This window comes from Nocardiopsis sp. iso_186, assembly GCF_056173365.1.
In genome coordinates, this window is record NZ_CM149670.1 from 2131421 (window position 1) to 2154952 (window position 23532).

26 protein-coding genes are annotated in these 23532 nt (G+C 69.6%); 14 read left to right on the forward strand and 12 right to left on the reverse strand.

The features are described 5' to 3' along the window. Both AC0VYP_RS09495 and AC0VYP_RS09500 read right to left on the reverse strand, forming a co-directional pair. Positions 1-975: an alpha/beta hydrolase gene (locus tag AC0VYP_RS09495; RefSeq protein ID WP_475473541.1), complete on the reverse strand. Its 975-nt coding sequence runs from the start codon at positions 973-975 to the stop codon at positions 1-3. A gap of 98 nt (positions 976-1073) precedes the next feature. After that, a complete protein-coding gene (locus AC0VYP_RS09500) occupies positions 1074-1289 on the reverse strand; it encodes an EF-hand domain-containing protein (RefSeq protein WP_285760315.1) in 216 nt (71 codons plus the stop codon). A 271-nt stretch (positions 1290-1560) separates the two neighbouring features. Here AC0VYP_RS09500 and AC0VYP_RS09505 point away from each other — a divergent pair, with 271 nt between their 5' ends. From AC0VYP_RS09505 to pafA, 4 genes are all read left to right on the forward strand, one after another. Then, the gene (locus AC0VYP_RS09505; RefSeq protein WP_475473542.1) at positions 1561-1761 is read left to right on the forward strand and encodes a ubiquitin-like protein Pup; all 201 of its coding nucleotides are present in this window, start codon (positions 1561-1563) and stop codon (positions 1759-1761) included. 281 nt (positions 1762-2042) lie between these two features. Beyond that, on the forward strand, positions 2043-2891 hold the full coding sequence (prcB, locus tag AC0VYP_RS09510; RefSeq protein WP_475473543.1) for a proteasome subunit beta: 849 nt from the start codon (positions 2043-2045) through the stop codon (positions 2889-2891). Between the two features lie 49 nt (positions 2892-2940). Beyond that, entirely contained in the window at positions 2941-3669 is a 729-nt protein-coding gene (gene prcA, locus AC0VYP_RS09515; RefSeq protein WP_285760584.1) for a proteasome subunit alpha, read from the forward strand. A gap of 73 nt (positions 3670-3742) precedes the next feature. After that, positions 3743-5101 (forward strand): Pup--protein ligase, encoded by a 1359-nt coding sequence (pafA, locus tag AC0VYP_RS09520; RefSeq protein WP_285760312.1) that lies wholly within the window; start codon positions 3743-3745, stop codon positions 5099-5101. On the opposite strand, the gene AC0VYP_RS09525 is transcribed toward pafA, so the two are convergent. The 4 genes from AC0VYP_RS09525 to AC0VYP_RS09540 form a co-directional block, all read right to left on the reverse strand. Beyond that, positions 5055-5495 (reverse strand): hypothetical protein, encoded by a 441-nt coding sequence (locus tag AC0VYP_RS09525; RefSeq protein ID WP_475473545.1) that lies wholly within the window; start codon positions 5493-5495, stop codon positions 5055-5057. The genes pafA and AC0VYP_RS09525 overlap by 47 nt on opposite strands. A 73-nt stretch (positions 5496-5568) precedes the next feature. Further along, positions 5569-5946, reverse strand: a complete 378-nt coding sequence (locus tag AC0VYP_RS09530; protein ID WP_285760310.1) for a roadblock/LC7 domain-containing protein — start codon at positions 5944-5946, stop codon at positions 5569-5571. A gap of 317 nt (positions 5947-6263) precedes the next feature. Then, complete coding sequence (locus tag AC0VYP_RS09535) at positions 6264-7193, reverse strand: hypothetical protein (RefSeq protein WP_285760309.1); 930 nt, start codon at positions 7191-7193, stop codon at positions 6264-6266. Then, complete coding sequence (locus tag AC0VYP_RS09540; RefSeq protein WP_475473547.1) at positions 7190-7552, reverse strand: hypothetical protein; 363 nt, start codon at positions 7550-7552, stop codon at positions 7190-7192. Before AC0VYP_RS09540 ends, AC0VYP_RS09535 begins: the two co-directional genes overlap by 4 nt. A gap of 185 nt (positions 7553-7737) precedes the next feature. Here AC0VYP_RS09540 and AC0VYP_RS09545 point away from each other — a divergent pair, with 185 nt between their 5' ends. Continuing rightward, positions 7738-8100: a hypothetical protein gene (locus tag AC0VYP_RS09545; protein ID WP_285760307.1), complete on the forward strand. Its 363-nt coding sequence runs from the start codon at positions 7738-7740 to the stop codon at positions 8098-8100. Between the two features lie 109 nt (positions 8101-8209). Here AC0VYP_RS09545 and AC0VYP_RS09550 read toward each other — a convergent pair whose 3' ends face one another. Then, positions 8210-8401 carry an IclR family transcriptional regulator gene (locus tag AC0VYP_RS09550; RefSeq protein WP_285760306.1) on the reverse strand — a complete coding sequence of 64 codons (192 nt, stop codon included), beginning with the start codon at positions 8399-8401 and terminating at the stop codon, positions 8210-8212. 78 nt (positions 8402-8479) lie between these two features. Here AC0VYP_RS09550 and AC0VYP_RS09555 point away from each other — a divergent pair, with 78 nt between their 5' ends. After that, positions 8480-9097: an aromatic amino acid lyase gene (locus AC0VYP_RS09555; protein WP_475473549.1), complete on the forward strand. Its 618-nt coding sequence runs from the start codon at positions 8480-8482 to the stop codon at positions 9095-9097. A 30-nt stretch (positions 9098-9127) separates the two neighbouring features. On the opposite strand, the gene AC0VYP_RS09560 is transcribed toward AC0VYP_RS09555, so the two are convergent. Then, positions 9128-9472: an ArsR/SmtB family transcription factor gene (locus AC0VYP_RS09560; RefSeq protein WP_285760304.1), complete on the reverse strand. Its 345-nt coding sequence runs from the start codon at positions 9470-9472 to the stop codon at positions 9128-9130. Between the two features lie 139 nt (positions 9473-9611). Between AC0VYP_RS09560 and AC0VYP_RS09565 the strand changes: the two genes are divergently transcribed. Continuing rightward, entirely contained in the window at positions 9612-10703 is a 1092-nt protein-coding gene (locus tag AC0VYP_RS09565) for an NADH:flavin oxidoreductase/NADH oxidase (RefSeq protein WP_475473551.1), read from the forward strand. Positions 10704-10990: 287 nt separating this feature from the next. Continuing rightward, entirely contained in the window at positions 10991-12058 is a 1068-nt protein-coding gene (locus tag AC0VYP_RS09570; RefSeq protein WP_475473553.1) for an FKBP-type peptidyl-prolyl cis-trans isomerase, read from the forward strand. A 71-nt stretch (positions 12059-12129) separates the two neighbouring features. On the opposite strand, the gene AC0VYP_RS09575 is transcribed toward AC0VYP_RS09570, so the two are convergent. Further along, on the reverse strand, positions 12130-13224 hold the full coding sequence (locus tag AC0VYP_RS09575) for a DUF3866 family protein (RefSeq protein ID WP_285760583.1): 1095 nt from the start codon (positions 13222-13224) through the stop codon (positions 12130-12132). Between the two features lie 84 nt (positions 13225-13308). Between AC0VYP_RS09575 and AC0VYP_RS09580 the strand changes: the two genes are divergently transcribed. The 6 genes from AC0VYP_RS09580 to AC0VYP_RS09605 all read left to right on the forward strand — a co-directional run bounded on the left by AC0VYP_RS09580 (position 13309) and on the right by AC0VYP_RS09605 (position 20290). Next, complete coding sequence (locus AC0VYP_RS09580; protein WP_475473555.1) at positions 13309-15300, forward strand: helix-turn-helix transcriptional regulator; 1992 nt, start codon at positions 13309-13311, stop codon at positions 15298-15300. A 58-nt stretch (positions 15301-15358) separates the two neighbouring features. Further along, positions 15359-15598, forward strand: a complete 240-nt coding sequence (locus tag AC0VYP_RS09585; protein ID WP_475473557.1) for a hypothetical protein — start codon at positions 15359-15361, stop codon at positions 15596-15598. A 4-nt stretch (positions 15599-15602) separates the two neighbouring features. Further along, positions 15603-15962 (forward strand): Sec-independent protein translocase subunit TatA, encoded by a 360-nt coding sequence (tatA, locus tag AC0VYP_RS09590; protein WP_475473558.1) that lies wholly within the window; start codon positions 15603-15605, stop codon positions 15960-15962. A gap of 136 nt (positions 15963-16098) precedes the next feature. After that, positions 16099-16911, forward strand: coding sequence for a twin-arginine translocase subunit TatC (tatC, locus tag AC0VYP_RS09595; protein WP_285760582.1), 813 nt, complete (start codon positions 16099-16101; stop codon positions 16909-16911). A gap of 65 nt (positions 16912-16976) precedes the next feature. Then, positions 16977-17345: a DUF397 domain-containing protein gene (locus AC0VYP_RS09600; RefSeq protein ID WP_285760298.1), complete on the forward strand. Its 369-nt coding sequence runs from the start codon at positions 16977-16979 to the stop codon at positions 17343-17345. A 101-nt stretch (positions 17346-17446) separates the two neighbouring features. Then, on the forward strand, positions 17447-20290 hold the full coding sequence (locus AC0VYP_RS09605; RefSeq protein WP_475473560.1) for a DEAD/DEAH box helicase: 2844 nt from the start codon (positions 17447-17449) through the stop codon (positions 20288-20290). On the opposite strand, the gene AC0VYP_RS09610 is transcribed toward AC0VYP_RS09605, so the two are convergent. The 3 genes from AC0VYP_RS09610 to AC0VYP_RS09620 all read right to left on the reverse strand — a co-directional run bounded on the left by AC0VYP_RS09610 (position 20272) and on the right by AC0VYP_RS09620 (position 23442). Beyond that, the gene (locus AC0VYP_RS09610; RefSeq protein WP_285760296.1) at positions 20272-20550 is read right to left on the reverse strand and encodes a hypothetical protein; all 279 of its coding nucleotides are present in this window, start codon (positions 20548-20550) and stop codon (positions 20272-20274) included. The genes AC0VYP_RS09605 and AC0VYP_RS09610 overlap by 19 nt on opposite strands. A 224-nt stretch (positions 20551-20774) precedes the next feature. Next, positions 20775-22415 carry a glycoside hydrolase family 13 protein gene (locus AC0VYP_RS09615; protein ID WP_285760295.1) on the reverse strand — a complete coding sequence of 547 codons (1641 nt, stop codon included), beginning with the start codon at positions 22413-22415 and terminating at the stop codon, positions 20775-20777. Further along, positions 22405-23442, reverse strand: a complete 1038-nt coding sequence (locus AC0VYP_RS09620; RefSeq protein WP_475473562.1) for a LacI family DNA-binding transcriptional regulator — start codon at positions 23440-23442, stop codon at positions 22405-22407. The genes AC0VYP_RS09615 and AC0VYP_RS09620 overlap by 11 nt, the downstream gene beginning before the upstream one ends. Between the last annotated feature and the right edge of the window lie 90 nt (positions 23443-23532).

A 23532-nucleotide genomic window follows, 5' to 3' on the forward strand; every position in this document is an offset into this window, starting at 1 on the left:
TCACCGTCGGGGCGCAGCAGTACCGTCCTCCCGGACACCGTGCAGTGCGCGCCGCAGCACCGACAAACGCTCGGTCGCCTCACGCCTGGACACCTCTGCCTGCTTCACCATCACCGAGCCGTGGAAGGTTCCAGGGAACACGTGCAACTCGACCGTGACCCCTGCGGCCAGTAACGCCATGGCGTAGGCGATGCCCTCGTCGCGCAGTGGGTCGAATTGCATCGCCGAGATGTAGGCGGGTGGTAGTCCGGCCAGGTCGGTGGCTCTGGCCGGGGCCGCGTAAGGGGAGACGTCCTCCGTTCCGGCAACGCCTTCGCCCAGGTAGCAGTTCCAGCTGACATCCGCGTTGGGCCGGTTCCACATTGGGGTGTCGGTGAACGCCCGCATACTCGGTGTGGCCAACCGGTCGTCCAACTCGGGGACGCCCAGGTACTGGAAGGCGATCGACGGTCCGCCCCGGTCACGGGCCAGCAGGGTCAGCGCGGCAGCCAGGCCGCCGCCCGCACTGATGCCGTGCAATGCCACCCGATCGGGATCCACCTCCAGTTCGGTGGCGTTGTCCGCCAGCCACACCAGACCCGCGTAACAGTCCTCCAGCGGGGCGGGAAAGGGCGCTTCGGGGGCCAGCCGGTACTCGACGCTCGCCACGACCGCCCCCAGGTCCCGTGCGAGTTCCACGTTGCCGGGGTGTGCGGCGTCGATGCCGCCCATGATGAACCCGCCACCGTGGATGTCGTAGACGGCCGGAAGAGGGCCGGACTCCTCCTGGGGCCGGTAGACCCGGACGGCGACGTCGGGCGCTCCCACCGGTCCGGGGACGAGCAGGTCTTGTACGTCGATCCCCCCGGTGTCGGGTTCGGGTGCCGTCGCGCTCAGCTCGGCCGTCTGCGTCCGGGCCTCCTGGGGGTCCAGCGCCACCGGTGGTGGCAGCAGTGCCGCGGACGGTGCCAGTTCGGGGTCGAATGCGTAGGACACGGGACTCCTTGTCACCAGGGCGCGAACGCACCGATTCTCTCCGGCGGCCGTCCGGCGCGCGTCGGAAGCCGCGACCGGCGGCTCCGACGCGCACACGATCAGGCCGTGCGGTTCATGTACTGGGCGAACTCCTCCAGCGAGATCAGCCCGTCACCGTCACCGTCGATCTCTGCGACGGCCGCCGCCGCCTTCTCCTCGGAGAGCGGACTGCCCAGCACCTCCATCAGCCGTCCCAGCTCCGCTGCGGAGATCCGCTGGTCGTCGTCACTGTCCACGAGATCGAATGTCGCGGCGTACTCGCTTGTGTCGGCCACTGTGCGCCCTTTCCTGGGTGGGGGTAATCGCGATGCCCGGTACCTTACTCGCCGCCGGGGGCGCGGCTTTTCGCGTGTCCCCAAGGCCGGGGTCGGCTGTGACATCGATCGGTCCCGTGCGGAAGAACCGGCGCGCCGAAGCTGTTCAGACGTGTGTACGCACTGTGGCGCGGGTACCGTCCGCAAAACAGACGTGGTGATCAAGGTTGAGTCGCTCGCCGAATGGCCAAGATATGTGGCGAGAGCCCAACCGACAGGGAGGAACCCCCACATGGCGAACGACACTGGTGGCCAGAAGCACGCCACGCGCCAGAACGAGGAGGTCGAAGAGGTCGAGGCGGGCACGGACGTCGCCGAGCGCAACGAAAAGCTCTCCGAAGACGTCAACGACATCCTCGACGAGATCGACGAGGTCCTGGAGTCCAACTCCGAGGACTTCGTGCGTCAGTTCGTGCAGAAGGGCGGTCAGTGACCCCGGTCACCGGCCTTCCTCCGTCCCATCGCCTCCCGTACCGGTAGTGGCGCTGCACCAAGCGTCACCGGCTCTTGTGATAGGGGAGCAGTCTCGTGGCCGTGACCAAAACACGTGTCGGCTCTGTCACGGGAGATCGGTCCCGGTCGGTCATCTCACCGAAAAGTCCCACTCGCCGACTGTTTTCTCGGCGCTTGAGTAGGGTCCAGACAAACTGAAGAAGTCCTCGTGCCCCGCTCGCCCCTGCGTATCGGGTGGGGGCGCAAATCGAAGGGAGTCGCGTGTCTGAAGCGTTCAAGGGCGGCGGACGTCTGCCCGCAGCCTTCATGAATCCGGGAACCTCGTCGTTCGTCGAATTCCTCGCTGAGGTGAACCCCGAGCGGTTGCCGGGCCGTGCCGACCTTCCGACCGGGCGCCCCACCGAGCACCTCACGCCCGAGGCCACCACCATCGTGGCCCTGACCTTTCCCGGCGGGGTCGTCCTCGCCGGGGACCGCAGGGCGACCTCCGGCAACGTCATCGCCAACCGCGACATGGACAAGCTGTTTCGCACCGACGAGTTCTCCGCGATGGCCATCGCGGGAGCCGCGGGGATCGGTATCGAGCTCGCCAAACTGTTCCAGGTCGAGTTGGAGCACTACGAGAAGAAGGAGGGCCGCCCGCTCTCCCTGGAGGGCAAGGCCAACCGCCTCGCTGCCATGATCCGCTCCAACCTCGGTATGGCCATGCAGGGTTTCGTCGTCGTTCCGCTCCTGGTGGGCTACGACGAAGGCCGTGAACAGGGCCGGATCTTCAGTTACGACCCGGTCGGCGGACGCTACGAGGAGCACCGCTACCACTCCATCGGCTCGGGATCGGTCTATGCCAAGAGTGCGCTGAAGAAGCTCTACCGCGACGACCTCGGCGAGTCCGACGCCGCGCTCGCCGCGCTGCAGTCGCTCTACGACGCCGCCGACGACGACTCCGCCACCGGCGGCCCCGACGTGTACCGCAAGATCTTCCCGCTGGTCAACGTCATCACCGATGAGGGACACCGCAGGCTTCCCGCCGACGAGGTGGCCGAACTGGCCGCCACTGTGGTCGAGGGGCGCACCCAGCACCCCGACGGCCCCACCGCCCCGGTGAGCTGACGCCCCTCCCAGGCCCCTTCGACCAGTAAAGGAAACCACGCCGGTGTCGATGCCGTTCTACGTCTCGCCAGAACAGATCATGAAGGACAAGGCGGACTACGCGCGCAAGGGAATCGCGCGCGGCCGCAGCGCCGTCGTCCTGCAGTACGACGGCGGAATCCTCTTCGTGGCGGACAACATGTCCCGGACCCTGCACAAGATCAGCGAACTCTACGACCGGGTCGCCTTCGCCGCGGTCGGGCGCTACAACGAGTTCGAGAACCTGCGTCTGGCGGGAGTGCGTTACGCCGACAGCCACGGCTACACCTACGACCGCAGCGACGTCACCGGCCAGATGCTGGCCAACGCCTATGCGCAGACCCTGGGCAGCATCTTCACCGAGAGCAACAAGCCCTGGGAGGTCGAGATCGTCGTCGGCGAGGTCGGTGAGACCGCCGACTCCGACCAGATCTACCGGATCACCTTCGACGGGTCGGTCGTGGACGAGCGCGACTTCCTGGCGATGGGCGGTTCGGCCGAGCACGTCACGACGGTGCTGCGGGAACGCTACGTCAAGGACGCGTCGCTGGCCGCCGCGCTGAGTGCGGCCGTGCACGCGCTGGCCCACGAGAACGGCGAGCAGCGCGAGTTGGAGGCGACCAGCCTGGAAGTCGCGGTCCTGGAGCGTGCACGGCCGCACCGCAAGTTCCGGCGGGTTCAGGGTGACCGCTTGACCGCACTGCTCGCTCAGGGGCACGCGGCCGACACCAAAGACACCGACACCGATTCCGACACCTGAGCCGGTCATGGACAGTGGAGCGCCGCGGGCACGCCGCCCGCGGCGCAGTGGGACAAGAGATGGGTGAGACCGCGTGGATCGTCGCATCTTCGGTTTGGAGAACGAGTACGGGGTCACCTGCACGTTCCGGGGACAGCGTCGGCTGTCGCCGGACGAGGTGGCGCGCTACCTGTTCCGCCGTGTCGTGTCGTGGGGACGCAGCAGCAACGTCTTCCTGCGCAACGGCGCGCGGCTCTACCTGGACGTGGGTTCCCACCCGGAGTACGCAACTCCGGAGTGCGACAGCCTGCTGGACCTGGTCGCGCACGACAAGGCGGGCGAGCGGATACTGGAAGGGCTGCAGGTTGACGCCGAGCAGCGCCTGCACGAAGAGGGCATCGCCGGTGAGATCTACCTCTTCAAGAACAACACCGATTCGGCCGGGAACTCCTACGGCTGCCACGAGAACTACCTGGTGGGCCGGCACGGTGAATTCGGCCGTCTCGCCGACATCCTGATCCCGTTCCTGGTCACCCGACAGATCATCTGCGGCGCGGGCAAGGTGTTGCAGACCCCGCGCGGCGCCCTGTACTGCGTCAGCCAGCGGGCCGAGCACATCTGGGAGGGCGTCTCCTCGGCGACCACCCGGTCCCGGCCGATCATCAACACCCGTGACGAGCCGCACGCCGACGCCGAGCGGTTCCGCCGGCTGCACGTGATCGTGGGCGACTCCAACATGAGCGAGACGACCACCCTGCTCAAGCTCGCCTCCACCGACATGGTCCTGCGCATGATCGAGGCCAACGTGGTCATGCGCGACTTCACCCTGGAAAATCCCATCCGTGCCATCCGCGAGGTCAGCCATGACATGACCGGGCGGCGCAAGGTCCGCCTGGCCAACGGGCGCGAGGCCAGCGCGTTGGAGATCCAGCGCGAATACCTGGAGAAGGTACAGACCTACGTGGACCGCCACGGCACCGACGCCACCGGCAAGCGGGTGCTCGAGCTGTGGCAGCGCACCCTGGAGGCGGTGGAGACCGGCAATCTCGACCTCGTCGCCAGGGAGATCGACTGGGTCGCCAAGTACAAGCTCATCGAGCGCTACCGGGCCAAGCACAACCTGGGCCTGTCCTCCCCGCGGGTGGCCCAGTTGGATCTGACCTACCACGACATCCACCGCGACCGCGGGCTGTTCTATCTGCTGCAGCGGCGCGGTCAGATGGAGCGGGTGGTCGGCGACCTCAAGATCTTCGAGTCCAAGTCCGTACCGCCCCAGACCACTCGGGCACGGCTGCGCGGGGAGTTCATCAAGAAGGCGCAGGAGAAGCGGCGCGACTTCACGGTGGACTGGGTGCACCTCAAGCTCAACGACCAGGCTCAGCGCACCGTCCTGTGCAAGGACCCCTTCAAATCGGTGGACGAGCGGGTGGAGAAGCTGATCGCCGGAATGTAGCTGCGGGCACCTGGCCGGCCCACTCCATCCCGCCCGGTCTGGGCGGTCGGTGCCCGTGGTGGACCAAGAGTACGGTCAACGCTGCGAGTTCGAGGCTGAACCAGGAGAACGGCTCCGCCGCCTTGGGCAGGACGGCACCGGGAGCCGTGATGCGGTCCACGAGACGGTCGATCAGGTTGACGACGGCCGCACGGAAGCGTCGGGAGCGCGGGCGGACACCACGCCTGCACAGGTCGGCGTTCACCACGGAGGCGCGTTCGACGACGGCCGCCCGCAGCCGTGGATCGACGTGTGTCGCGGCCATGAGCGGCGCGCCGTGTTCGTGGTACAGCTCGTGCAGGCGCCGGTGCACGTTGCCGGGGAGAAAACTGAGCACGCGCTCCCAAGTCCCCATGCGACCGCCGTCCAAACACCGAACGGTGTCGGTTCTTTGCGGTGAGGGCAGGTGACGGTGCTGCCCGTCGTCCTCAAACGGCAGGGGTCACCTCAAGGATCTCGCCGATGCGTTCGACGGTGCGCCGCGATTCACGTCGCAGGGTGGCGGTGTCCATCCCCTCGTCGCCCATCACCACCAGCAGGGCCTCCACGCCCACCGCGTAGATGACCACGTAACCTCCCTGGCAGCGGGTGACCACCTCGCGGAGCGTGCCCATACCCACTTCGCTGGAGGTGCGTTTGCCCAGGCCCAGGGCTGCCGCGGCGAGGGCCGCCAGCGACTGGGGCTGCACCCCGTCGGTGTCCGATGCCACCAGCAGTCCGTCCGCGGCGGACACGACGCTGTCGGTGACCCCCATGACGCGGCCCCGAAGGCCCGCCAGCTCCAAGACGATCGCTTCCTGACTCACCTGTCGCTTGCTCCTTGATCGTGCGGCGCGGGCGGGGTCAGGGCACGCGGGGGTCTTAGTCCATGTCGTGTAGTGCCTGGCGAACGCGTTCCAGCGAGATCTCGGCCTGCGCGCGCCGCAGAGCCGCGATCGGCCCGGGTTCGGGTGCGGGCGGTTCCAGCAGACCGGGGCCGGGGCGGGGACCCCGGGGCGTCAACGGTGGAGTGCGTTTGGGCAGTACGGGAGTCGTCCCGGACGGTCCGGCGGTCGGCGCCGGTGGGGCACCGTGTTCGGGCCCTGCCCCCGGCCCCATGGGGGCGCAACCGCGGGCAGGCACGTCAGTTGGTCTCTGGTTCGGCGGCCGTGCTCTGGCCGGCGAGGGGGTGGCGGCCGTAGCCCGACGCGCGCAGCTTCGCCAGTACCTCGGACGACACCGACGTGCGTTCGGCGTCTGGAGGGCGGCGTACCGCGGTGGAGCCGGGCGCGCGTTGGGGCAGCGATCCCACCGGTTCGGTCGCTGTCTGGGGTTCGGGAAGCCTGCGGGAGACGCTGACCTCGGTCGGACCGGGGCGGGTGGCGTCGTCGAGGAGGCCGCGGTCGATCATCCGCACGGTGTCGGCCATGACCGCGCAGACTCCGCGTCCCAGGACGAAGGCGATGTCACGCGGGGTTCGGCGGCCGTTGGCCTGCATGAGCAGGTCACGGTAGGCGGGGGGGAGCGCCGAACTGCCCGGCCCCAGCTGGATGGTCGGGGCGGGGCGGATGCGGGCGAGCTCGCCGGGAGAGCCCCAACTCCGCGACAGCAGGGCGAAGCGGCGCCTGCTCTCGGCGACCATGATCTCGGGGTCGATCCCGACACGCAGTCCGAGTGTCGGTCCGGAACCGGCGGGCTCGGTGGTCCACCGCGGCGACGTGCTCAACGCGAGGGCGAAGGCGCCGTCGAACAGTGCGGCGGTGCACACCAGTTCCAGTGCGCCGGCCGAGACCACGCCGCGCGAGACGAGCTCCTCGGCGAGGTCGCCGCTCGCTGGTACGGCCTCGTAAGCCGCCGTCCACGCCTGGTCCGACACGCGTCCGGCTTTGACCAGGAGCGTCTCGGCCCCCGGGGCCGCGGGGGTCTCCACTGCGGTGACGAGCCCCTTGGAGAAGTGGATCGCCGCGTCGGGCGGCCCGGTGACACGCAGGACACCGGTGAAGGCGTCGTCCCGTAGTTGTCGCAGGTCCTCGGAGAGGCTGTGCGGCACCTGCTCGGAGCCGACGGTGCTCACGCCGACAACGCCTTGGCGTGGTCGCCGATCTGGTACCCGGCCAGGGCGATGTTGGTGCGGGCACGGTCGAGCACGACCACAAGCAGCAGGTCGTCCCCGTTTCCGCCGGGTACGGCCTGTGTGACGTAGTGGCGTTCTGCTGTGGTCACCACGACACTCTCCAACTCTGTCTCGGTCCGGGTACTGGCGAGGATGTCGTACGCCAGGTGGAAGTCTTCCGCCGCTTCTGCGGAATCGGGAAGAACCGACTCGTCTCCGGAGCTGGTGTGGGCGAATCCGGTGGCGCGTTCGACCAGCATCGCGGCGAGCGATCCTTGGCAGTCCAGGACACGCTCGATGGACGCGGCCATGATGGACACGATGCCCCCTGAAATCTTGCCGCCTCTTGCTTGAGGTACTGTAACGGGCATTTGGGGCGAAACAAATACTCCAAGATGACGATTTGCTGGTAGGAGCCATCGGGTACCTTTCGGCTGACCGAACAATCAGGTACTTTGCCGCACCAAGTTCGCCCATCGGTACATCAGCACTAAGGAAGACCCCCATGAACATCGAAACCACCCTCAAAGAAGCCATGAGCATCGAAGGCGCCATCGGCGTCGCCCTCGTGGACTACGAGAGCGGGATGTCCATGGGCAGCCTCGGTGGCGGCCAGTTCGACCTGGAAGTCGCCGCCGCGGCCAACACCGAGGTTGTTCGGGCCAAGACCCGTGCCCTGAAGGCGATCAACCTCGACGACCACATCGAGGACATCCTCATCACGCTCAGCGGCCAATACCACCTGATCCGCCTGATGGACAGGGCGGGCGGTTCGCTCTTCCTCTACCTGGCCCTGGACCGCCAGCGCGCCAACCTGGCGCTGGCACGGCACACCCTTCGCCGCATCGAAGGCGACCTGGAGCTCTAAGCTCCCACCGTGCAGGCGGGCGGGGCGGGCGTACGCGAAGCATCCCGAGCCCCGCCGCTTCGCCGGGCACGCCATCGGTGGCGCCTCCCCGGGCCGCGGCCGAGGTGGATCAGGCCGTGCCCAGGCGCTTGGAGATCATGTCGGCCTCGGCGCTCACCAGCAGTCCGAGGCCCTGGATACGCTCGTCGTCCAGGCGGTAGGCCGGTCCGATGACGCTGATCGCAGCGCTGTCCCTCAGCGGAGAGCGGACCGGTGCGGCCACGGCGATGACGTCGGGGGCGGCGATCGATCCCGCGCACACGTATCCCGCTTCGGGGACTTCGCCGCGCAGCGCCTGACCAGAGCGGCCGTCGTCGTCGCGGCGCTGTCCTTCGTCGCGGTGCGCGGCAATCCGGAGGCGTTCACCCGGGTCGCGGCCCGCGCCACCCCCTTCCCCGGTGTCGGGGCGGTCGCCTCGTGGCTGCGCCTGCTCATCGGCGACGCCGCGCCGCCCGCCAGGATCCAGGACCCTTTCGGCTACCGGGCCCTGCCCCAGGTCCACGGCGCGCTCGTTGATGCTGCCGGTGGTCTCGCGGAAGCCGTCGCCGCGTTGTCGGGCGTTGCGCAGGGGAACCCGGTTCTGGTCGAGGCGGCCAGGCAGGAACCCGCCGGGGTGGTTCATCGCGGCGGGTTCCACCAGGCGACGCTCGGGCTGCACCTGGACGTGGTGCGCCTGGCCCTCGCCCAGACCGCCCCGCTGCTCCTCGGGCGCATGCGCACCCCGATGCCGTCCTCGCCGCTGTTGGCCGACGCCTGGGAGCACGGTCTCTCCCGCGGTCCAATGGACGGGCGTATGGGCGACTTCGTTGACCGTGGCCTGCAAGAGGATCTGGACGCTGTGAAGCTGCTGCTCTCGGGTAGGGCCGACCTCCGGCCCGCAGCATTCGCGGTCGTGCCGGACCAAGGGCTGCCGTACCCGCTCCTGCCCCTGCGTTCGGCGGTGCCCCGTAGCGCCTGATCGCCGCGTTCCCCGTCCGACCCAGGCGCCTCAGGCGTGGTCAACCTCGGTCCCCGCAGCGAGCAGAAGGGCGGCCAGTAGGCCGGGAAACAGGGCGTCGAGGTCGTCGCGGCGCAGATCGTTCATCCGGGCGGTGCCCCGGTAGGACTGGCGGATCACCCCTGCCTCCCGCAGTACCCGGAAGTGGTGGGTGCAGGTGGATTTGCTCACCGGAAGTTCGAACGCCACGCAGGACTTCGTGGTGCCCGCGGCCGCAAGTTCGCGGACCACCCGCATGCGGATCGGGTCGGCCAGGGCGGCCAGGACGCCGGCAAGCCTGATGTCCTCGCGCGGCGGATGGTCCACGTCCCGCTGTGCATCGGCCACGGTCGCCATGTCGTCCGCCCTTCCAGGTCCGGGTTTGCAAGAGCCATAATACGGATCACCTCATAGTTTTATCAATCTCGTAGTATGGTTTTTGTCGTACAAGATGGGACGCCGCCGCCCCGCCGCTGTCTATTCCCAGGAGAAGCTTGTGAGCACGCTGTTCCAGCCCATGACCCTGCGATCGTTGACCGTCCCCAACCGCGTGTGGCTGTCCCCGATGTGCATGTACTCCGCGGCCGCCACCGGACCCGATGCCGCCTCTCCCACCGATTGGCACCTCGCCCACCTGGTCAGCCGCGCGGTCGGCGGTGCGGGCCTGGTCATGACCGAGGCCACCGCCGTCACCGCGGAAGGGCGGATCAGCCCCTTCGACCTCGGCATCTACAACGACCGCCAGCAGCAGGCGTTCACCCGCGTGGCCGCGGCGATCACGGCCGCGGGAGCCGTCCCCGCCATCCAGCTCGCCCACGCCGGTCCCAAGGCGTCCACCGACCGGCCCTGGCGCGGCGGCGGTACAGTCGCCGTCGCCGACGACGGCTGGACCCCGGTGGGACCGGTGGCCGTCCCCTTCGGCGACCATGTCACGCCGCGGGCTCTCGACCGGGACGAGATCGCCGGCCTGGTCGGTGCCTTCGCCCGGGCGGCCGAGCGTGCCCGCGACGCCGGATTCCAGGTGGCCGAGGTGCACGGTGCCCACGGTTACCTGATCCACTCCTTCCTCTCCCCGTACACCAACCAGCGCACGGACGACTACGGCGGCTCGTTCGCCAACCGTGCCCGGTTCGCCCTGGAAGTCGTGGAGGCCGTGCGCGCGGTGTGGCCCGAAGAACTACCGGTCCTGTTCCGGGTCTCGGCCACCGACTGGCTCAGCGAGAACCCCGCCGACCCCCGAGAGGGGTGGACGGGGGACGACACCGTCCTCCTGGCCAAGGAGTTGCAGGCCCGCGGGGTCAACCTCCTCGACGTCTCCAGTGGTGGCGCGGCCCCGGACGCCCGCATCGAGGCGGCTCCCGGCTTCCAGGTCCCCTTCGCCACCCGGGTCCGGCAGGAAGCGGGCCTGCCGGTCGCGGCCGTCGGGCTGATCACCGAGCCCGCGCAGGCGGAACGCATCGTTGCCGAAGGGGACGCCGATGCGGTGCTCCTCGCTCGCGCGATGCTGCGCGACCCCTACTGGCCCCAGCGGGCCGCGCGCGAGCTGGGCGCGGCAGTGCCGGCTCCCGTGCAGTACGGCCGTGCGTAGCGGATCGGCAGAAGGGCCCGCCCAGGGGCCGTGCGGCCCGGGGCGGGCGGCGATCGCCCCCCGCGTCGTCGCCCCGGTGTGAATCAGGCGGTTCGGCCCCCGCGATGACGCAGGACCGTGCGGATCGGACCCGTGCACCGTGCGCGCAGCTCGCGGCGGCACCGCGTTCACGAGCCCCACCGGTGCGGGGATTAACCCTTCTTAACCCCTCTCTTACCGGGCTGGTGCATTCTTGCTTCTTCGATAGTGTGTCGGGGATTTCTGGCCAACTCTTGAGGTAGTGACATATGCGCCGACGTGCAGCCGCGGCCCTAGCGGTGCCGTTCTCCGCCCTGCTGCTGGCTGTGTCCAGCTGCGGGTACGTTCCAGATGACTGGAAGACGCCCGTCTTCATGCGGTCCGACGACGGCTACGACAGTCGTCTTCCGACCGTGACCGGCAACGTCGGCGAAGAGCCCGAGATCGCCTTTCCCGACAGTGCTCCCCCCGAGGAACAACTGACGGGCGTGGCCCGCAAGGGCAAAAGCGAGGGCGCTCTGGTCCGCGCCGACGACCTGGTCCTGGTGCACATCACCGACTACCAATGGACCGGTCCCGGTGAGGGCGAGCTCACCCAGTCCAGTTACGAGGCAGGGGCCCCCATGCTCCTCAACCTCACCGAGATGACCCCCGAGCTCGCCAACGCCATGGTCAACCAGCCCATGGACACCCGCGTCGTCTTCGCCTTCCCGCCCGTGGACGAGGCCCAGGCCGAACAGGCCGCGGCAGCCGGCCAGGAGGTGCCCGAGGGCGGCGCCGTGGCGGTCGTGGACATCACCGCCCGCTACGGCAAGGGCGACGTCGTTCCCGGCGAGCAGACCACCGACGGCGGCGGCGACCTTCCCACCGCACCCGACCCCGGCCGGGCGATCCCCGAGATCACCATTCCCGAGGACACCGATCCGCCCGGGGACCTGGAGATCGTCCCCCTCATCGAGGGCGACGGCCCCGAGGTCACCGCAGAGCAGCAGGTCGTCACGCAGTACACCGGTGTGCGCTGGGATGACGGCGCGGTGTTCGACTCCACGTGGAACCCCGGCAAGGACGGAACGCCCTTCACCTTCCAGGTCGGTACGGGCGGCGTCATCAAGGGCTGGGACGAGGGACTCGTCGGCCAGAAGGTCGGCAGCAGGCTGATGCTGGTCATCCCCGAGGACCTCGCCTACGGCGAGGACGCCGAGGCATCCGGTGCGCCCGCGGGCACCCTGGTGTTCGTCATCGACATCCTGGGTGCCGTCAACCCCCAGCCCCAGCCCGAGGCCGAGCCCGAAGCGTCCCCCGAGCCCTCTGCCGAGCCCTCGGCCGACGCCGAGTAGGTCGCACCACCACCGACCGCTTCATCGGCGGGCCCGCTCCTTCCCGGTAGGCAGGAGCGGGCCCGCCGCTGTCAGGGGGCGCCCCGACGCGGTCGGCCGACCAGACCGGCCGCGTGCCGCCCCGCCGCCGCTGCCGCCAGGAATGCCGCGGCATCCGCGTCCAGCCCGCGCCCCATCGTGGAGAGCCGGACCGGAAGCGCCCGCAGCGCCTCCATGAGGCCCTCGACGCCCACCTCCAGCACCGTGTGGCGTTGGGTGAGCGGCGCGGCCTGGGCGCGTACCCGGGCTCCGAAGTCACCGGGCAGCAGCGGCACCACCACATCGGCCCGGGCCAACGCGATCCGCCCGTAGGCGGTGAGGCTGTGGTGCGAGACACCGAGGTGGCGCTCCCTCGCGTCGCCCTCGCTGACGCGCAACGACGCCACCGGACGTCCGTTCAGCACCGCAGCCGCGTTCACCGCCTCGCCCGTGGCCACCCCGGAGAAGCCCCACGGTGTTCCGGTGCCGAGATTGCCCGGCCCCTGTGCCACGATCGCGAGGTCCGCTCCCAGCACGTGTCGCGCGGCCAACAGCCCGGTGTGCACCGTGACCGTCTCCAGATCGCCGCCGAAGGACTGGCCGACGGTGACCACCCCGCTCAGCAGCCCAGCCGACCGCAGTTCCGCTGTGCTGCGGGAGAACCAGGCCGGCAGCGCTCCGCCGTCCAACATCACGTAGGCCACCCGAAGCCCCGGGACGCGTTGCGTCGCCCCCGCCAGGATCGCGGGGACCGCCGAGTGTAGGTCGGCGGTCACCACCGGCATCCCGTCCACCCCGTCGGCGTCACGCAGTACCGCGTGATGCGGAGAATCCTGCTCGTCGGCACCCAGCACGGTGGCCTGCATCGGGGTGTAGCGGGCCTTCACCAGGTGCCCCGGGCCGGTCGGGTCCGGTGGCAGCCGGTCGGGCAGCGCCACGACCATCGCGTACCCGCCGGTTCCCAGGCCCATCGCCAGCGCCGTCGTATTGAGCAGTACACGGTCGCCGACCCTTGGTTCGCCCACCAGCGCGGTGTAGGCCAGTGCCCGGCACCCGGCCTCGTCACCGGCCAGTGCCACGTCGATTTCCAGTACGCCGGACCAGGAGCGCCCGACTTCGGTCACCTCACCATTACGCCATCTGATCACCCGGGTCACGGTAGCGTCTTGTTCCATCCCGCAGGCGAGAATGTCGCGCGGATGAGCACGGGCCCGGCGAAAAGAGGTGCGGCGATGTCGCAGGAGAAGACCGAACGGCAGCTCAATCTGGTGATCTGCCTGCTTTCCACGCGGCGGTACCTCAGCGCCCAGGAGATCCGGGCGACCGTCCACGGCTACGGCAAGGCCGACAGCGACGCCGCCTTCAAGCGGATGTTCGAGCGTGACAAGAAGGAGTTGCGCGCCGCCGGTATCCCCATCGACATGGGCGGACACGACGCCTTCAGCGAGGAGGACGGCTACCGCATCTCCCGCGCCGACTACGGGCTGGAGCCCATCGAACTGCTTCCCGACGAGGCCGCGGTCCTCGGGCTCGCCGCCCGGGCCTGGCGCCATGCCGCCCTGGGCGGTGCCGCCGCCGACGCGCTGCTGAAGCTGCGTGCGGCCGGGGTCCCGGTCAACTCCGATGCATTGCCCGCGATCACCCCGGTCCTGGGCACCGACGAGCCGGCGTTCCTCGCCGTCTGGCAGGCCGTACGCGACCGCCGTCCGGTCGGCTTCGACTACCGCAAGCCCGGAGCCCCGGAGCCGGAGCCCCGCGAACTGGAGCCCTGGGGGGTGGTCAACCTGCGCGGCCGTTGGTACGTCGCCGGCTACGACCGCGACCGCGGCGAGCGTCGGGTCTTTCGACTGGGCCGGATCGTCGGGGAGGTCCGCGTGCACACCAGCGGTCCGCCCGTGCAGGTCCCCGCTGACGCCTCCGTCCGCTCCGTCGTGCGAGGGCGCCCGGCCGAGCCCGAGCGTCCCGCCCTGCTGCGGGTGCGCGCCGACACCGCGCACGGCCTGCGGCGCGGGGCCCGTCGTATCGTGCCCGGCGTGGACCCCGGGTGGGACCTGCTGGAGTACCCCTTCACCGACGAGGCGGTCCTCGCCGAGGAGCTCGCCTCCTACGGCGAGCACGTCCTGGTGCAGTCGCCCGAGGAGGTCCGCTCCGCGGTCGTGGCGCACCTGCGAGGTGCCGCCCGCAATGCCTCGGCCCCCGCCGACGCCGATGCCGGGGCGTCCGGTGAGGCGCCGGCCGAGCCCGCTCGCCGCGGTGCTGCCTCCTCCGAACAGTTGCGCCGTCTGCTCATGCTCGTGCCCTACGCCCTCAGCCACGACGTACGCGTGGCCGACGTCGCCGAGCACTTCGCGCTCCCCGAGAAACAGGTACTCAAGGACCTGAGTCTGCTGTGGATGTGTGGTCTGCCCGGCTATACCCCCGGAGACCTCATCGAGGTGGACGTGGAGGCCGCCGCGGAGACCGGCGAGATCATCATCGGCAACGCCGACACCCTCGCCGCGCCGCTGCGCCTCACCGCGGACGAGGCCGCCACCCTCGTGGTCGGGATGGAGGTGCTGCGCGACCTGCCGGGGGTCAACTCCGCTGCGCTCGAACGGGTGGGGGAGAAGCTGCGGAAGGCGGCGGGCACCGCGGTGGCGCTGGCCGATTCAGTGGACGTCCGGGTCGAACTCGACGAGCAGGTGCGAGACATCCAGCGCCGGGCCGCCTCGGCGCTGGACTCCGGGCAGCGGCTGCACCTGCGCTACCTGTCGGGTTATGAGGACCGGGTCAGCGAGCGCGAGGTCAACCCGATGCGCCTGGTCCTTCAGGACGGACACGCGTTCCTCGAGGGGTGGTGCCGCCTGCGGGAGGACGTGCGGCTGTTTCGCCTGGACCGGGTCCTGGACCTGACGGTTCTTCCGGTGGCCGCTCGGGTGCCGGAGGGGGCGCGCGGGCGTGACCTCGGTGGCGGTGTCCTCCAGCTCTCCGGAGACGACACCTATGTCGTCCTGGATCTGGAGCCGGCGGCGCGCTGGGTCACCGAGGACTACCTGTGCACGCGGGTGGCGGAGCGTCCGGGCGGCGGGTTGCGCGTCACCCTGCGCACCCCCGCGCCGGCCTGGGTCAGCCGTCTGGCGCTGCGCCTGGGGCCCGAAGCCCGGGTGGTCGCCCCGGCCGAACTGGCGCAACGGGTCCACGACGAGGCGGAACGGGCCCTCGCCGCGTATGCCGCGGACCGGTAGTTTTCTGGGCCGTGATCTAGAGATTTGCCGAGGATTGAGTACTCTCGGGAGAGTGTTGTTGACCGTTGCCCTCCTGTTCGCGGCCATCGGCCTGATCATCGTGGGTGTGCTCACGGTGCGCATGCTGGTGGGCTTGCGCGCCCTCGGCGCGCAGCTCGCCCTGACCCGAGCCGAGCTCGATCCACGCCACGCGGCACTGAGCGCCGCGGTCAACGCAGCCAGCAGCGGCCCCGAAACGGCCCCTGCCCGGGCAGGGCATACCATCGGTGGCGCATCCGGCGCCGCACAGAAAGGCTGAAGACATGGGCATCGGCCCCCGCGAGATCCTTATCCTGCTGGTGATCGCGCTACTGCTGTTCGGCGCTAAGAAGCTGCCCGAACTCGCCCGCGCCATCGGCCGCAGCGGGCGTATCCTCAAGGCCGAGGCCAAGGGCCTGTCCGACGAGGAGAACGAGGCCGGTCAGGCGCAGCAGCCGCAGCAGGCTCAGGCGCCCGAGCAGCCCCAGCCGCAGCCCGCGACGCCGCAGGCCTACGACGCACAGCACAACCAGAGCTACCAGCAGCCGCAGCAGACTCCTCAGGGATACCCGCAGCTGCCCCCCGGCCAGCGCATCGTCAACGGTTCCACCGAGACCTCGCAGCAGCGCCAGTACGGTTCCTAACCTGACGTCGATCGCGGTGCTGTCGGTTCCCCCGGCCTTGGGACGGGTGCACGGACAGCGCCGCGGTTCCCCTTGAGTCGGAGAGTAAGCGGTAATGGCGAGGCGAGAGCGGCGGCAGGGCAACCCCGAGGGGCGAATGCCGTTGATGGATCATCTGCGCGAGCTGCGCAACCGCGTCGTCAAGGCGCTCATCTTCGTCACGGCCGGCGTCGTCGTCGGCTTCGTCCTCTTCGACCCGGTCTGGAACTTTCTCCAGAAGCCCTACTGCGACCTGCCCGCCGAGGTGCGCGGAGCCGACGCCGACACCTGCAGCCTCATCTTCACCGGGATCTTCGACGCGTTCTTCCTGCGGTTCAAGGTCGCCATCATCGTCGGGATCCTGGTGGCGTGCCCGTTCTGGCTCTACCAGCTCTGGGCCTTCGTGGCACCGGCGCTGCGCGGCAAGGAGAAGCGCTACACCTACCTCTTCGTCCTGTTCGCGGTGCCGTTGTTCCTGTCCGGTGCGGCCCTGGCCTACTACGTCACCGAGAAGGCGATGCAGATCCTGTTCGGGTTCTCCCCCGAAGGATCGGTCCCCCTGATCACCATCGACAACTACCTCGGCTACATCATCATGATGCTGCTGGTGTTCGGCACCGCCTTCGTGCTGCCGTTGGTCGTGGTGTTGCTCAATTTCCTGGGCGTGCTGCCGCATCGGGCGATCGCCAAGTGGCGACGCATGATCATCTTCCTGGCGTTCGTGTTCGCGGCGATCGTCACCCCCGGCGGCGACCCCTTCACCATGATGGTCCTGGGCGTGCCCGTGGTGCTCCTCTTCGAGGTCGCCGAACTGGTGTGCTTCCTCAACGACCGCCGCAAGGGAGTCGGGGACTCCACCGCCGACCTGGACGACGACGAGATCTCCCCGCTCGACGACGAATCCGGCGCCGAGACGGCACCCAACCGCTAGGGTCCTGATCTGAGTCCGGTGCACACCAGTTCGCCGGCGTCGAGCACTTCCGACGGAGAGGACCCATGAGCGAGTCGAACCCCACCCCCGCCCGCGCGCTTCCCCCCGAGGCCCAGGGGAACGAGAAGTGGCACGACACCACCGATGCCGTATGGATGCGCTCGTCCCTGTCCAGTGAAGAGTCCGAGGCCATCGTCGAGGTCGCCAAGTTCGACGACGGATTCCGCGCCGTGCGCGATGGCAAGGCCCCCGAAAAAGGCATCCTCTTCTTCACCCCCGCCGAATGGGAGGCGTTCGTGCTCGGAGCCAAGGACGGCGAGTTCGACATCCCCGAGGAATACCTGACCCCCGAGGAGATCGCCATCCAGCGCGGAGAGGTCCCCGTGCGCGCGGTGCCCTCCCCGCTCAACCGGAAGCGGCCCGACGCCGGGTAGCCGTAGCCCCACTCGTCGCAGTCGGCGCGGCACGTCCCGCGCCGACGGGCGAGCCCGCCGAGGCGTGCCGAAAGTTTGCCGGGCTATTAGGCTTGATCAACATGAGTACCCACGCCGCCCGCTACGCCGAGTTCCGCCGGCGCCAGCAGGAGTCCAGCGCCGCTATCGAGGACTTCCAGGCCCTGTACGGATTCGAGTTCGACGACTTCCAGGTCAAAGCGTGCAAGGCCCTGGAATCGGGCAATGGTGTGCTGGTCGCCGCGCCCACTGGTTCCGGGAAGACCGTCGTCGGCGAATTCGCCGTCCATCTCGCGCTGCGCGACGGCGCCAAGTGCTTCTACACCACCCCCATCAAGGCACTGTCCAACCAGAAGTACACCGACCTGGTCCGCCGGTACGGTGCGGAGAACGTCGGTCTGCTGACCGGCGACAACAGCGTCAACGGCGACGCACCGGTGGTCGTGATGACCACCGAGGTCCTGCGCAACATGCTCTACGCCAACTCGACCACGCTGACCGGCTTGGCGTACGTCGTCATGGACGAGGTGCACTACCTCGCCGACCGTTTCCGCGGCGCGGTGTGGGAGGAGGTCATCATCCACCTCCCCGAGTCGGTGCGCATGGTGGCGCTCAGTGCCACGGTGAGCAACGCCGAGGAGTTCGGCCAGTGGCTGCACCAGGTGCGCGGGGACACCTCGGTCATCGTGGACGAGACCCGGCCAGTGCCGCTGTGGCAGCACGTGATGGTCGGCAACCGCATCCACGACCTGTTCGTCGACGAAGCGCCCGCGGAGGCCGCCGAGTCCGAACCCGGTACCTCCAAACGCGAGAAGCGCCGACGCGAACGCTCCGGGCGACGCGACCGCCCCGCGGAGATCCAGGTCAACGGTGAGCGTCTGCTGGTCAACCCGCGCTTGGTCCGGATGGCCCAGGACGATGCGCGCGTCACCCAGATGGCGCACAAGCGCCGCCACCCGCAGAGCAGGGCGCGCAGTGGTACGCCCCGCCCCCGGTCCAAGTTCGCCCCGCCCAACCGGGTGCAGATCGTCGAGGAGCTCGACGACGCGGGGCTGCTGCCCGCGATCTCCTTCATCTTCAGTCGTGCGGGGTGCGATGACGCGGTGCGCCAGTGCGTCCAGTCCGGACTCTCCCTGACCACACCGGAGGAAGCCGAGCAGATCCGGGAGTACGCCGAGCGCCAGTGCGCCGACATCCCGCAGGCCGATCTGGCCGTGTTGGGGTTCTCCGAATGGATCCGCGCATTGGAGCGCGGGGTGGCCGCCCACCACGCGGGGCTGCTGCCCACGTTCAAAGAGGTCGTGGAAACACTGTTCTCGCGCGGCCTGATCCGCGCGGTGTTCGCGACCGAGACCCTGGCGCTGGGCATCAACATGCCGGCCCGCACGGTGGTCATCGAGAAACTCGACAAGTGGAACGGTGAGACCCACGCGGCCCTCACCCCTGGGGAGTACACGCAGCTCACCGGCCGTGCCGGTCGCCGCGGGATCGACGTGGAGGGCCACGCCGTCGTGGTGTGGCAGGCCGGAACCGACCCCGAGGCGGTCGCCGGGCTCGCGGGGACGCGCACCTATCCGCTCAACTCCAGCTTCCAGCCGTCCTACAACATGGCCGTCAACCTGGTGGCGCAGGTCGGCCGGGACCGGGGCCGGGCCATGCTGGAGTCCTCCTTCGCGCAGTTCCAGGCCGACCGCGCCGTGGTGGGCCTGGTGCGCCAGCTGCGCAAGCACGAGGAAGCGCTCGAAGGGTACGCCCGGGCCGCCCACGACCCTCGGGGCGACTTCATGGAGTACGCGGCGATGCGGCGCCGCCTCAGCGACCTGGAGACCTTCGCCCAGCGCAACCGGGGAGCCCAGCGTCGCAAAGATGCCGTGCGCAGCCTGCACTCCCTCAAACCGGGCGACATCATCCGCATCCCCGCCGGCCGGCACTCGGGCTACGCCCTGGTCCTCGACCCGGGGCTGGACAAGGGCCCCGAGCCGGTGCCGCTGGTGCTCACCGTCAGCCGTCAGGCCAAGCGGCTGAACGCCGCGGACTTCCCCGTTCCGGTGGAGCCCGCCGGTCGGATGCGGGTGCCCAAGTCCTTCTCCGCGCGTTCGGCGCAGTCGCGGCGCGAACTCGCCTCGGCGCTGCGCACCAAACTCGACGGATTGGAGCCTGCGCCCGTGCGCCACCGGGGCGGCGGGGGAGTGGGCGAGGACCCCGAGATCGCCACGCTCCGGGCCCGGATGCGCGAGCACCCCTGCCACAACAGCGAGGGCAGGGAAGACCGCGCACGCTGGGCGGAACGCTATTTCCGGTTGAAGAAGGAGACGGACGAGCTGGAGCGGCGCGTCGCGGGCCGCTCCCATGTCATCTCCCGCACCTTCGACCAGGTGTGTCGGGTGCTGGAGGAACTGGGCTACCTGCACGAGGACACCGTCACCGACGAGGGGCGGCTGCTGGCCAAGATCTACTCCGAGCTCGACCTGCTGGCGGCGGAGTCCCTGCGCCGGGGGTTGTGGGAGCAGCTCAGCCCGATCGAGCTCGCCGCTTGCGTGTCCACCCTGGTCTATGAGGCGCGGCGCTCCGACGACGCCTCCCCCCGGGTGCCCAGCGGTGCGGTGCGCGAGACGCTGACCGAGATGACGCGTCTGTGGGGTGAGCTGCACGAGACCGAGTACCACCACCGGGTGTCGTTCCTGCGCGAGCCCGACTTCGGGTTCGTGTGGATGACGCATCGCTGGGCCCGTGGGGATCGCCTCGACCACATCCTGCACGAGGCCGGGATGCCCGCCGGCGACTTCGTGCGCACCACCAAGCAACTCATCGACATGCTCGGTCAGGTGGCCCAGGCGGCCCCCGAGGGCAGCGGGGTGCGTTCCACCGCCCGCGCCGCCATCGACGCGGTACGCCGGGGTGTGGTGGCCTACTCCTCGGTGACCTGATTTTCGCCGGCTCCCCGAAACGTGGCCGTTCGGTTCAGGGAGCCGGTGTCCGGGGGCTGCGGTGTCAGGCGTCCCTGCGGGCCGTGGCCGGTCCGGCAGCCCCCAGCAGCAGCGCCGTCCATGCGGTGAGGACCGCTGCCGCCGCTGCGGGCGGCAGATGGGGCGCCCCGGCCGGGCAGCGCCTCCCCGAGGAGCAGGGACGGCAGCATTCCCGGGGTCATCGAGAAGGCGACGGAGTTGCTTCGCGCGAAAGCGGACATGCGGCTCCTGGCCGATCGTGCGGAGCGGAACCGGGGGCAAGGGGAGAACCGCGCCGAAGCAATGTTGGCGCAGCGCAGTCAACTGCACTCGCCGGGTGACCGCCAGGGGGCTATGCGGCTTTCTTTCTGCCTTTTTGTTTTTTGGGACTTCGTAATGCTTTTGCGTTGTACTGGCTGTTCAAAGGGTGTGCCGGCCCCCTGTTGCGGGGGCCGGCACACCGTGCCTACCCTTCTGCGGCCACCCGCAGCCACACCGCCGCGTCACCAGGAAGCGAATCGCCGGTCAGCCCCACACTGGACAGGATCACCTGCCCTTGCGGCAACGGAATCGGTTCGGTTCCGGTGTTCACCAGCACCAACACGTCGGTGCCGCGCCGGTAGGCCAGAACGTCGCCATCGTTGAGGGTGTCCTCCCAGGCGAAGGACTCGTCGCCTGCGAACGCCTTGCGCTCGCGCAGCGCCGAGCGGTACAGCTCCAGGGTGGATGCCGGGTCGCCGGTCTGCGCGGCGACCGACAGCGCCGCCCAGTCGAGAGGCTGGGGCAGCCAGCCCTCCGTCTCGCCGAATCCCAGAGAGGGACCTTCGCGCTCCCAGGGGATCGGCACCCGACACCCGTCGCGGCCCTTGACGGTATTGCCCGTGCGCTCCCAGGTCGGGTCCTGGAGCACCCCCGCCGGCAGCGCCGCAACCTCGGGCAGCCCCAATTCCTCGCCCTGGTAGACATAGGTCGCACCGGGCAGGGCCAGTTCCAGCAGTGCCGCGGCACGGGCGCGGCGAAGGCCCAGGCCGCGGTCGCACTCGGGTTCTTTCCCGCCGCTCATCAGCCACTCGTTGAGGTCGGTTCCCTCGGGCAGGCCCAGCACCGAGGCCGGGCGCACCACGTCGTGGTTGGACAGCACCCACGTGGCGACCGTGCCCACGGAGCCGGCGTCGTCCAGGCTGGTACCGATCACCTTGCGGTAGGAGTCGGCGTGCCAGGGGCAGCGCAAGAACTCGAAGTTGAACGCCTGGTGCAGTTCGTCGGGCCGCACGTAGCGGGCCAACCGCTCGCTGGGCAGCCACGCCTCGGCCACGGCCACCCGGGGCGGGTCGAACTCGTCCAGCACGCGCCGCCACTCGCGGTAGATCTCGTGTACCTCGGGACGGTCCCAGTGGGGGTGGTCGGGATTGGTGGAGACGCTGTCCAGGCTGTTGGAGTCCGATGCCTCCTCCACCTCGCGCAGCGGTTCTTTCAAGTCCTTGACCAGCGCGTTGGCCACATCGATGCGGAACCCGTCCACGCCGCGCCGGCTCCAGAACCGCAGGATGTCGGTGAACTCGGCCCGGACCTCGGGTTCGTCCCAGTTGAGGTCGGGCTGCTCGCGTGCGAACAGGTGCAGGTACCACTGCCCGTCGGGAACCCGGGTCCAGGCCGGGCCGCCGAACATCGACTGCCAGCCGCTGGGCGGCAGCGAACCGTCGGGGCCTCGGCCCTCGCGGAAGACGTAGCGCTGCCGTTCGGGCGAGCCCGGAGCGGCGGCCAGCGCCTGCTGGAACCATGCGTGCTGGTCGGAGGTGTGGTTGGGGACGATGTCCACGATGATCTTGATATCGCGCTCGTGTGCGGCGGCGACGAGCACGTCGAAGTCCTCCAACGTGCCCAGCCGCGGGTCAACGTCCCGGAAGTCGGCGACATCGTAACCGCCGTCGGCCAGCGGTGAGGGGTAGAAGGGCGACAGCCAGATGGCGTCCACGCCGAGCGCGGACAGGTAGCCGATACGGCTCGTCACACCGGGGATGTCGCCGAGACCGTCGCCGTCGGCGTCGGTGAAGCTGCGCGGATAGACCTGGTAGATGACGGCGTCGCGCCACCAGTTACGGCTCATGGGGCTCCTTCGCGATCGGTTGGTGCGTGCGGGTCGGTCGGTGAGTCGTGTCGAGCGGTGCGGCGGCCGAGTGGCGCACGACCAGCCGGGTGGCCAGTCGTACCTGGCGACCGGCCTCCTCCCCGGCGAGCAGGGCCGCGACCATGCGCCCCGCCTCTTCGCCCAGTTCGGTGACGGGTTGGGCGACGGTGGTGAGGTCCATGACCTCGGCCATGTCCTGGTTGTCGAAACCGATGACCGACATCGCCCCGGGGACCGGGACACGGCAGCGGCGCAGGACCCCGAGGGCCCCCATCGCCACGTCGTCGGATTCGGCGAACAGCGCCGTGGGCACGGGGTCCGACGCGAGCAGTTCGGCGGTGGCCCGCCAGCCGCCACTGGAACCGGGACCGGTCGTGACCACCTGCGGGTGTGTGCCGGCGCGTTCCATGGCGTCCAGGTAGCCCGAGACACGATCCTGGGAGCTCCAGGAGAATCCGGTGTCGTCGCGCGACTGGAGATAGGCGATGCGGACATGACCCAGGTTGAGCAGGTACCGGGTGGCGTCGGCGGCTGCCCCCCGGTCGTCCACGCACACGCTGGAACGTCCGGGGACGGTCCTGCTGCAGAACACCACCGGTAGCCCCAGCGACTCCAGGCGCCGTACCGACTCTGGGTCGGGTGACAGTGCAAGCGCCACCACCGCGTCCACGTTGCGGCGCAGGGGCAGTTCGCCGATGAACCCGGCGAGCTCACCGGTGGTTCCGGCCTCGTAGACGAGCGTGTCGAGTCCGACTGTGCGCAGCCGCCGGACAAGCCCCGACAGTGCGACTCCGAAGAACCACGGGTGGAGAAACGGCACGATCGCTGCGACCCGGCCGGTCGCACCGGTGACCAGTGATGAGGCGTCACGGGCCACGGCATAGGACAGTTCGGCGGCGGCCCGCTCCACCCGGGCGCGCACCGCGGGGGCCACCCCGGGGGCCCCGCGCAGGACGCGTGAGACGGTCGAGGCCGACACGCCGGCGCGTCGAGCCACGTCGCTCATCCGGGAATGCTTGGGGACAGGCATGATGGTTTCCGATGCAATCACGCCCGGTGCGCGCCTGGCAACGCTTTCACCGTGGCCGGTGCAGCG

Excerpts from the sequence above, each read along its gene's own strand:
- AC0VYP_RS09570 (WP_475473553.1), top strand. The coding sequence starts at position 10,991 with ATGCGCCGACGTGCAGCCGCGGCCCTAGCGGTGCCGTTCTCCGCCCTG.
- AC0VYP_RS09525 (WP_475473545.1), bottom strand. The coding sequence starts at position 5,495 with ATGGGGACTTGGGAGCGCGTGCTCAGTTTTCTCCCCGGCAACGTGCAC.
- AC0VYP_RS09610 (WP_285760296.1), bottom strand. The coding sequence starts at position 20,550 with ATGTCCGCTTTCGCGCGAAGCAACTCCGTCGCCTTCTCGATGACCCCG.
- AC0VYP_RS09600 (WP_285760298.1), top strand. The coding sequence starts at position 16,977 with ATGAGCGAGTCGAACCCCACCCCCGCCCGCGCGCTTCCCCCCGAGGCC.
- prcA (WP_285760584.1), top strand. The coding sequence starts at position 2,941 with ATGCCGTTCTACGTCTCGCCAGAACAGATCATGAAGGACAAGGCGGAC.
- AC0VYP_RS09545 (WP_285760307.1), top strand. The coding sequence starts at position 7,738 with ATGAACATCGAAACCACCCTCAAAGAAGCCATGAGCATCGAAGGCGCC.
- AC0VYP_RS09605 (WP_475473560.1), top strand. The coding sequence starts at position 17,447 with ATGAGTACCCACGCCGCCCGCTACGCCGAGTTCCGCCGGCGCCAGCAG.
- AC0VYP_RS09620 (WP_475473562.1), bottom strand. The coding sequence starts at position 23,442 with ATGAGCGACGTGGCTCGACGCGCCGGCGTGTCGGCCTCGACCGTCTCA.
- tatC (WP_285760582.1), top strand. The coding sequence starts at position 16,099 with ATGCCGTTGATGGATCATCTGCGCGAGCTGCGCAACCGCGTCGTCAAG.
- AC0VYP_RS09505 (WP_475473542.1), top strand. The coding sequence starts at position 1,561 with ATGGCGAACGACACTGGTGGCCAGAAGCACGCCACGCGCCAGAACGAG.
- tatA (WP_475473558.1), top strand. The coding sequence starts at position 15,603 with ATGGGCATCGGCCCCCGCGAGATCCTTATCCTGCTGGTGATCGCGCTA.
- AC0VYP_RS09615 (WP_285760295.1), bottom strand. The coding sequence starts at position 22,415 with ATGAGCCGTAACTGGTGGCGCGACGCCGTCATCTACCAGGTCTATCCG.
- AC0VYP_RS09580 (WP_475473555.1), top strand. The coding sequence starts at position 13,309 with ATGTCGCAGGAGAAGACCGAACGGCAGCTCAATCTGGTGATCTGCCTG.
- AC0VYP_RS09560 (WP_285760304.1), bottom strand. The coding sequence starts at position 9,472 with ATGGCGACCGTGGCCGATGCACAGCGGGACGTGGACCATCCGCCGCGC.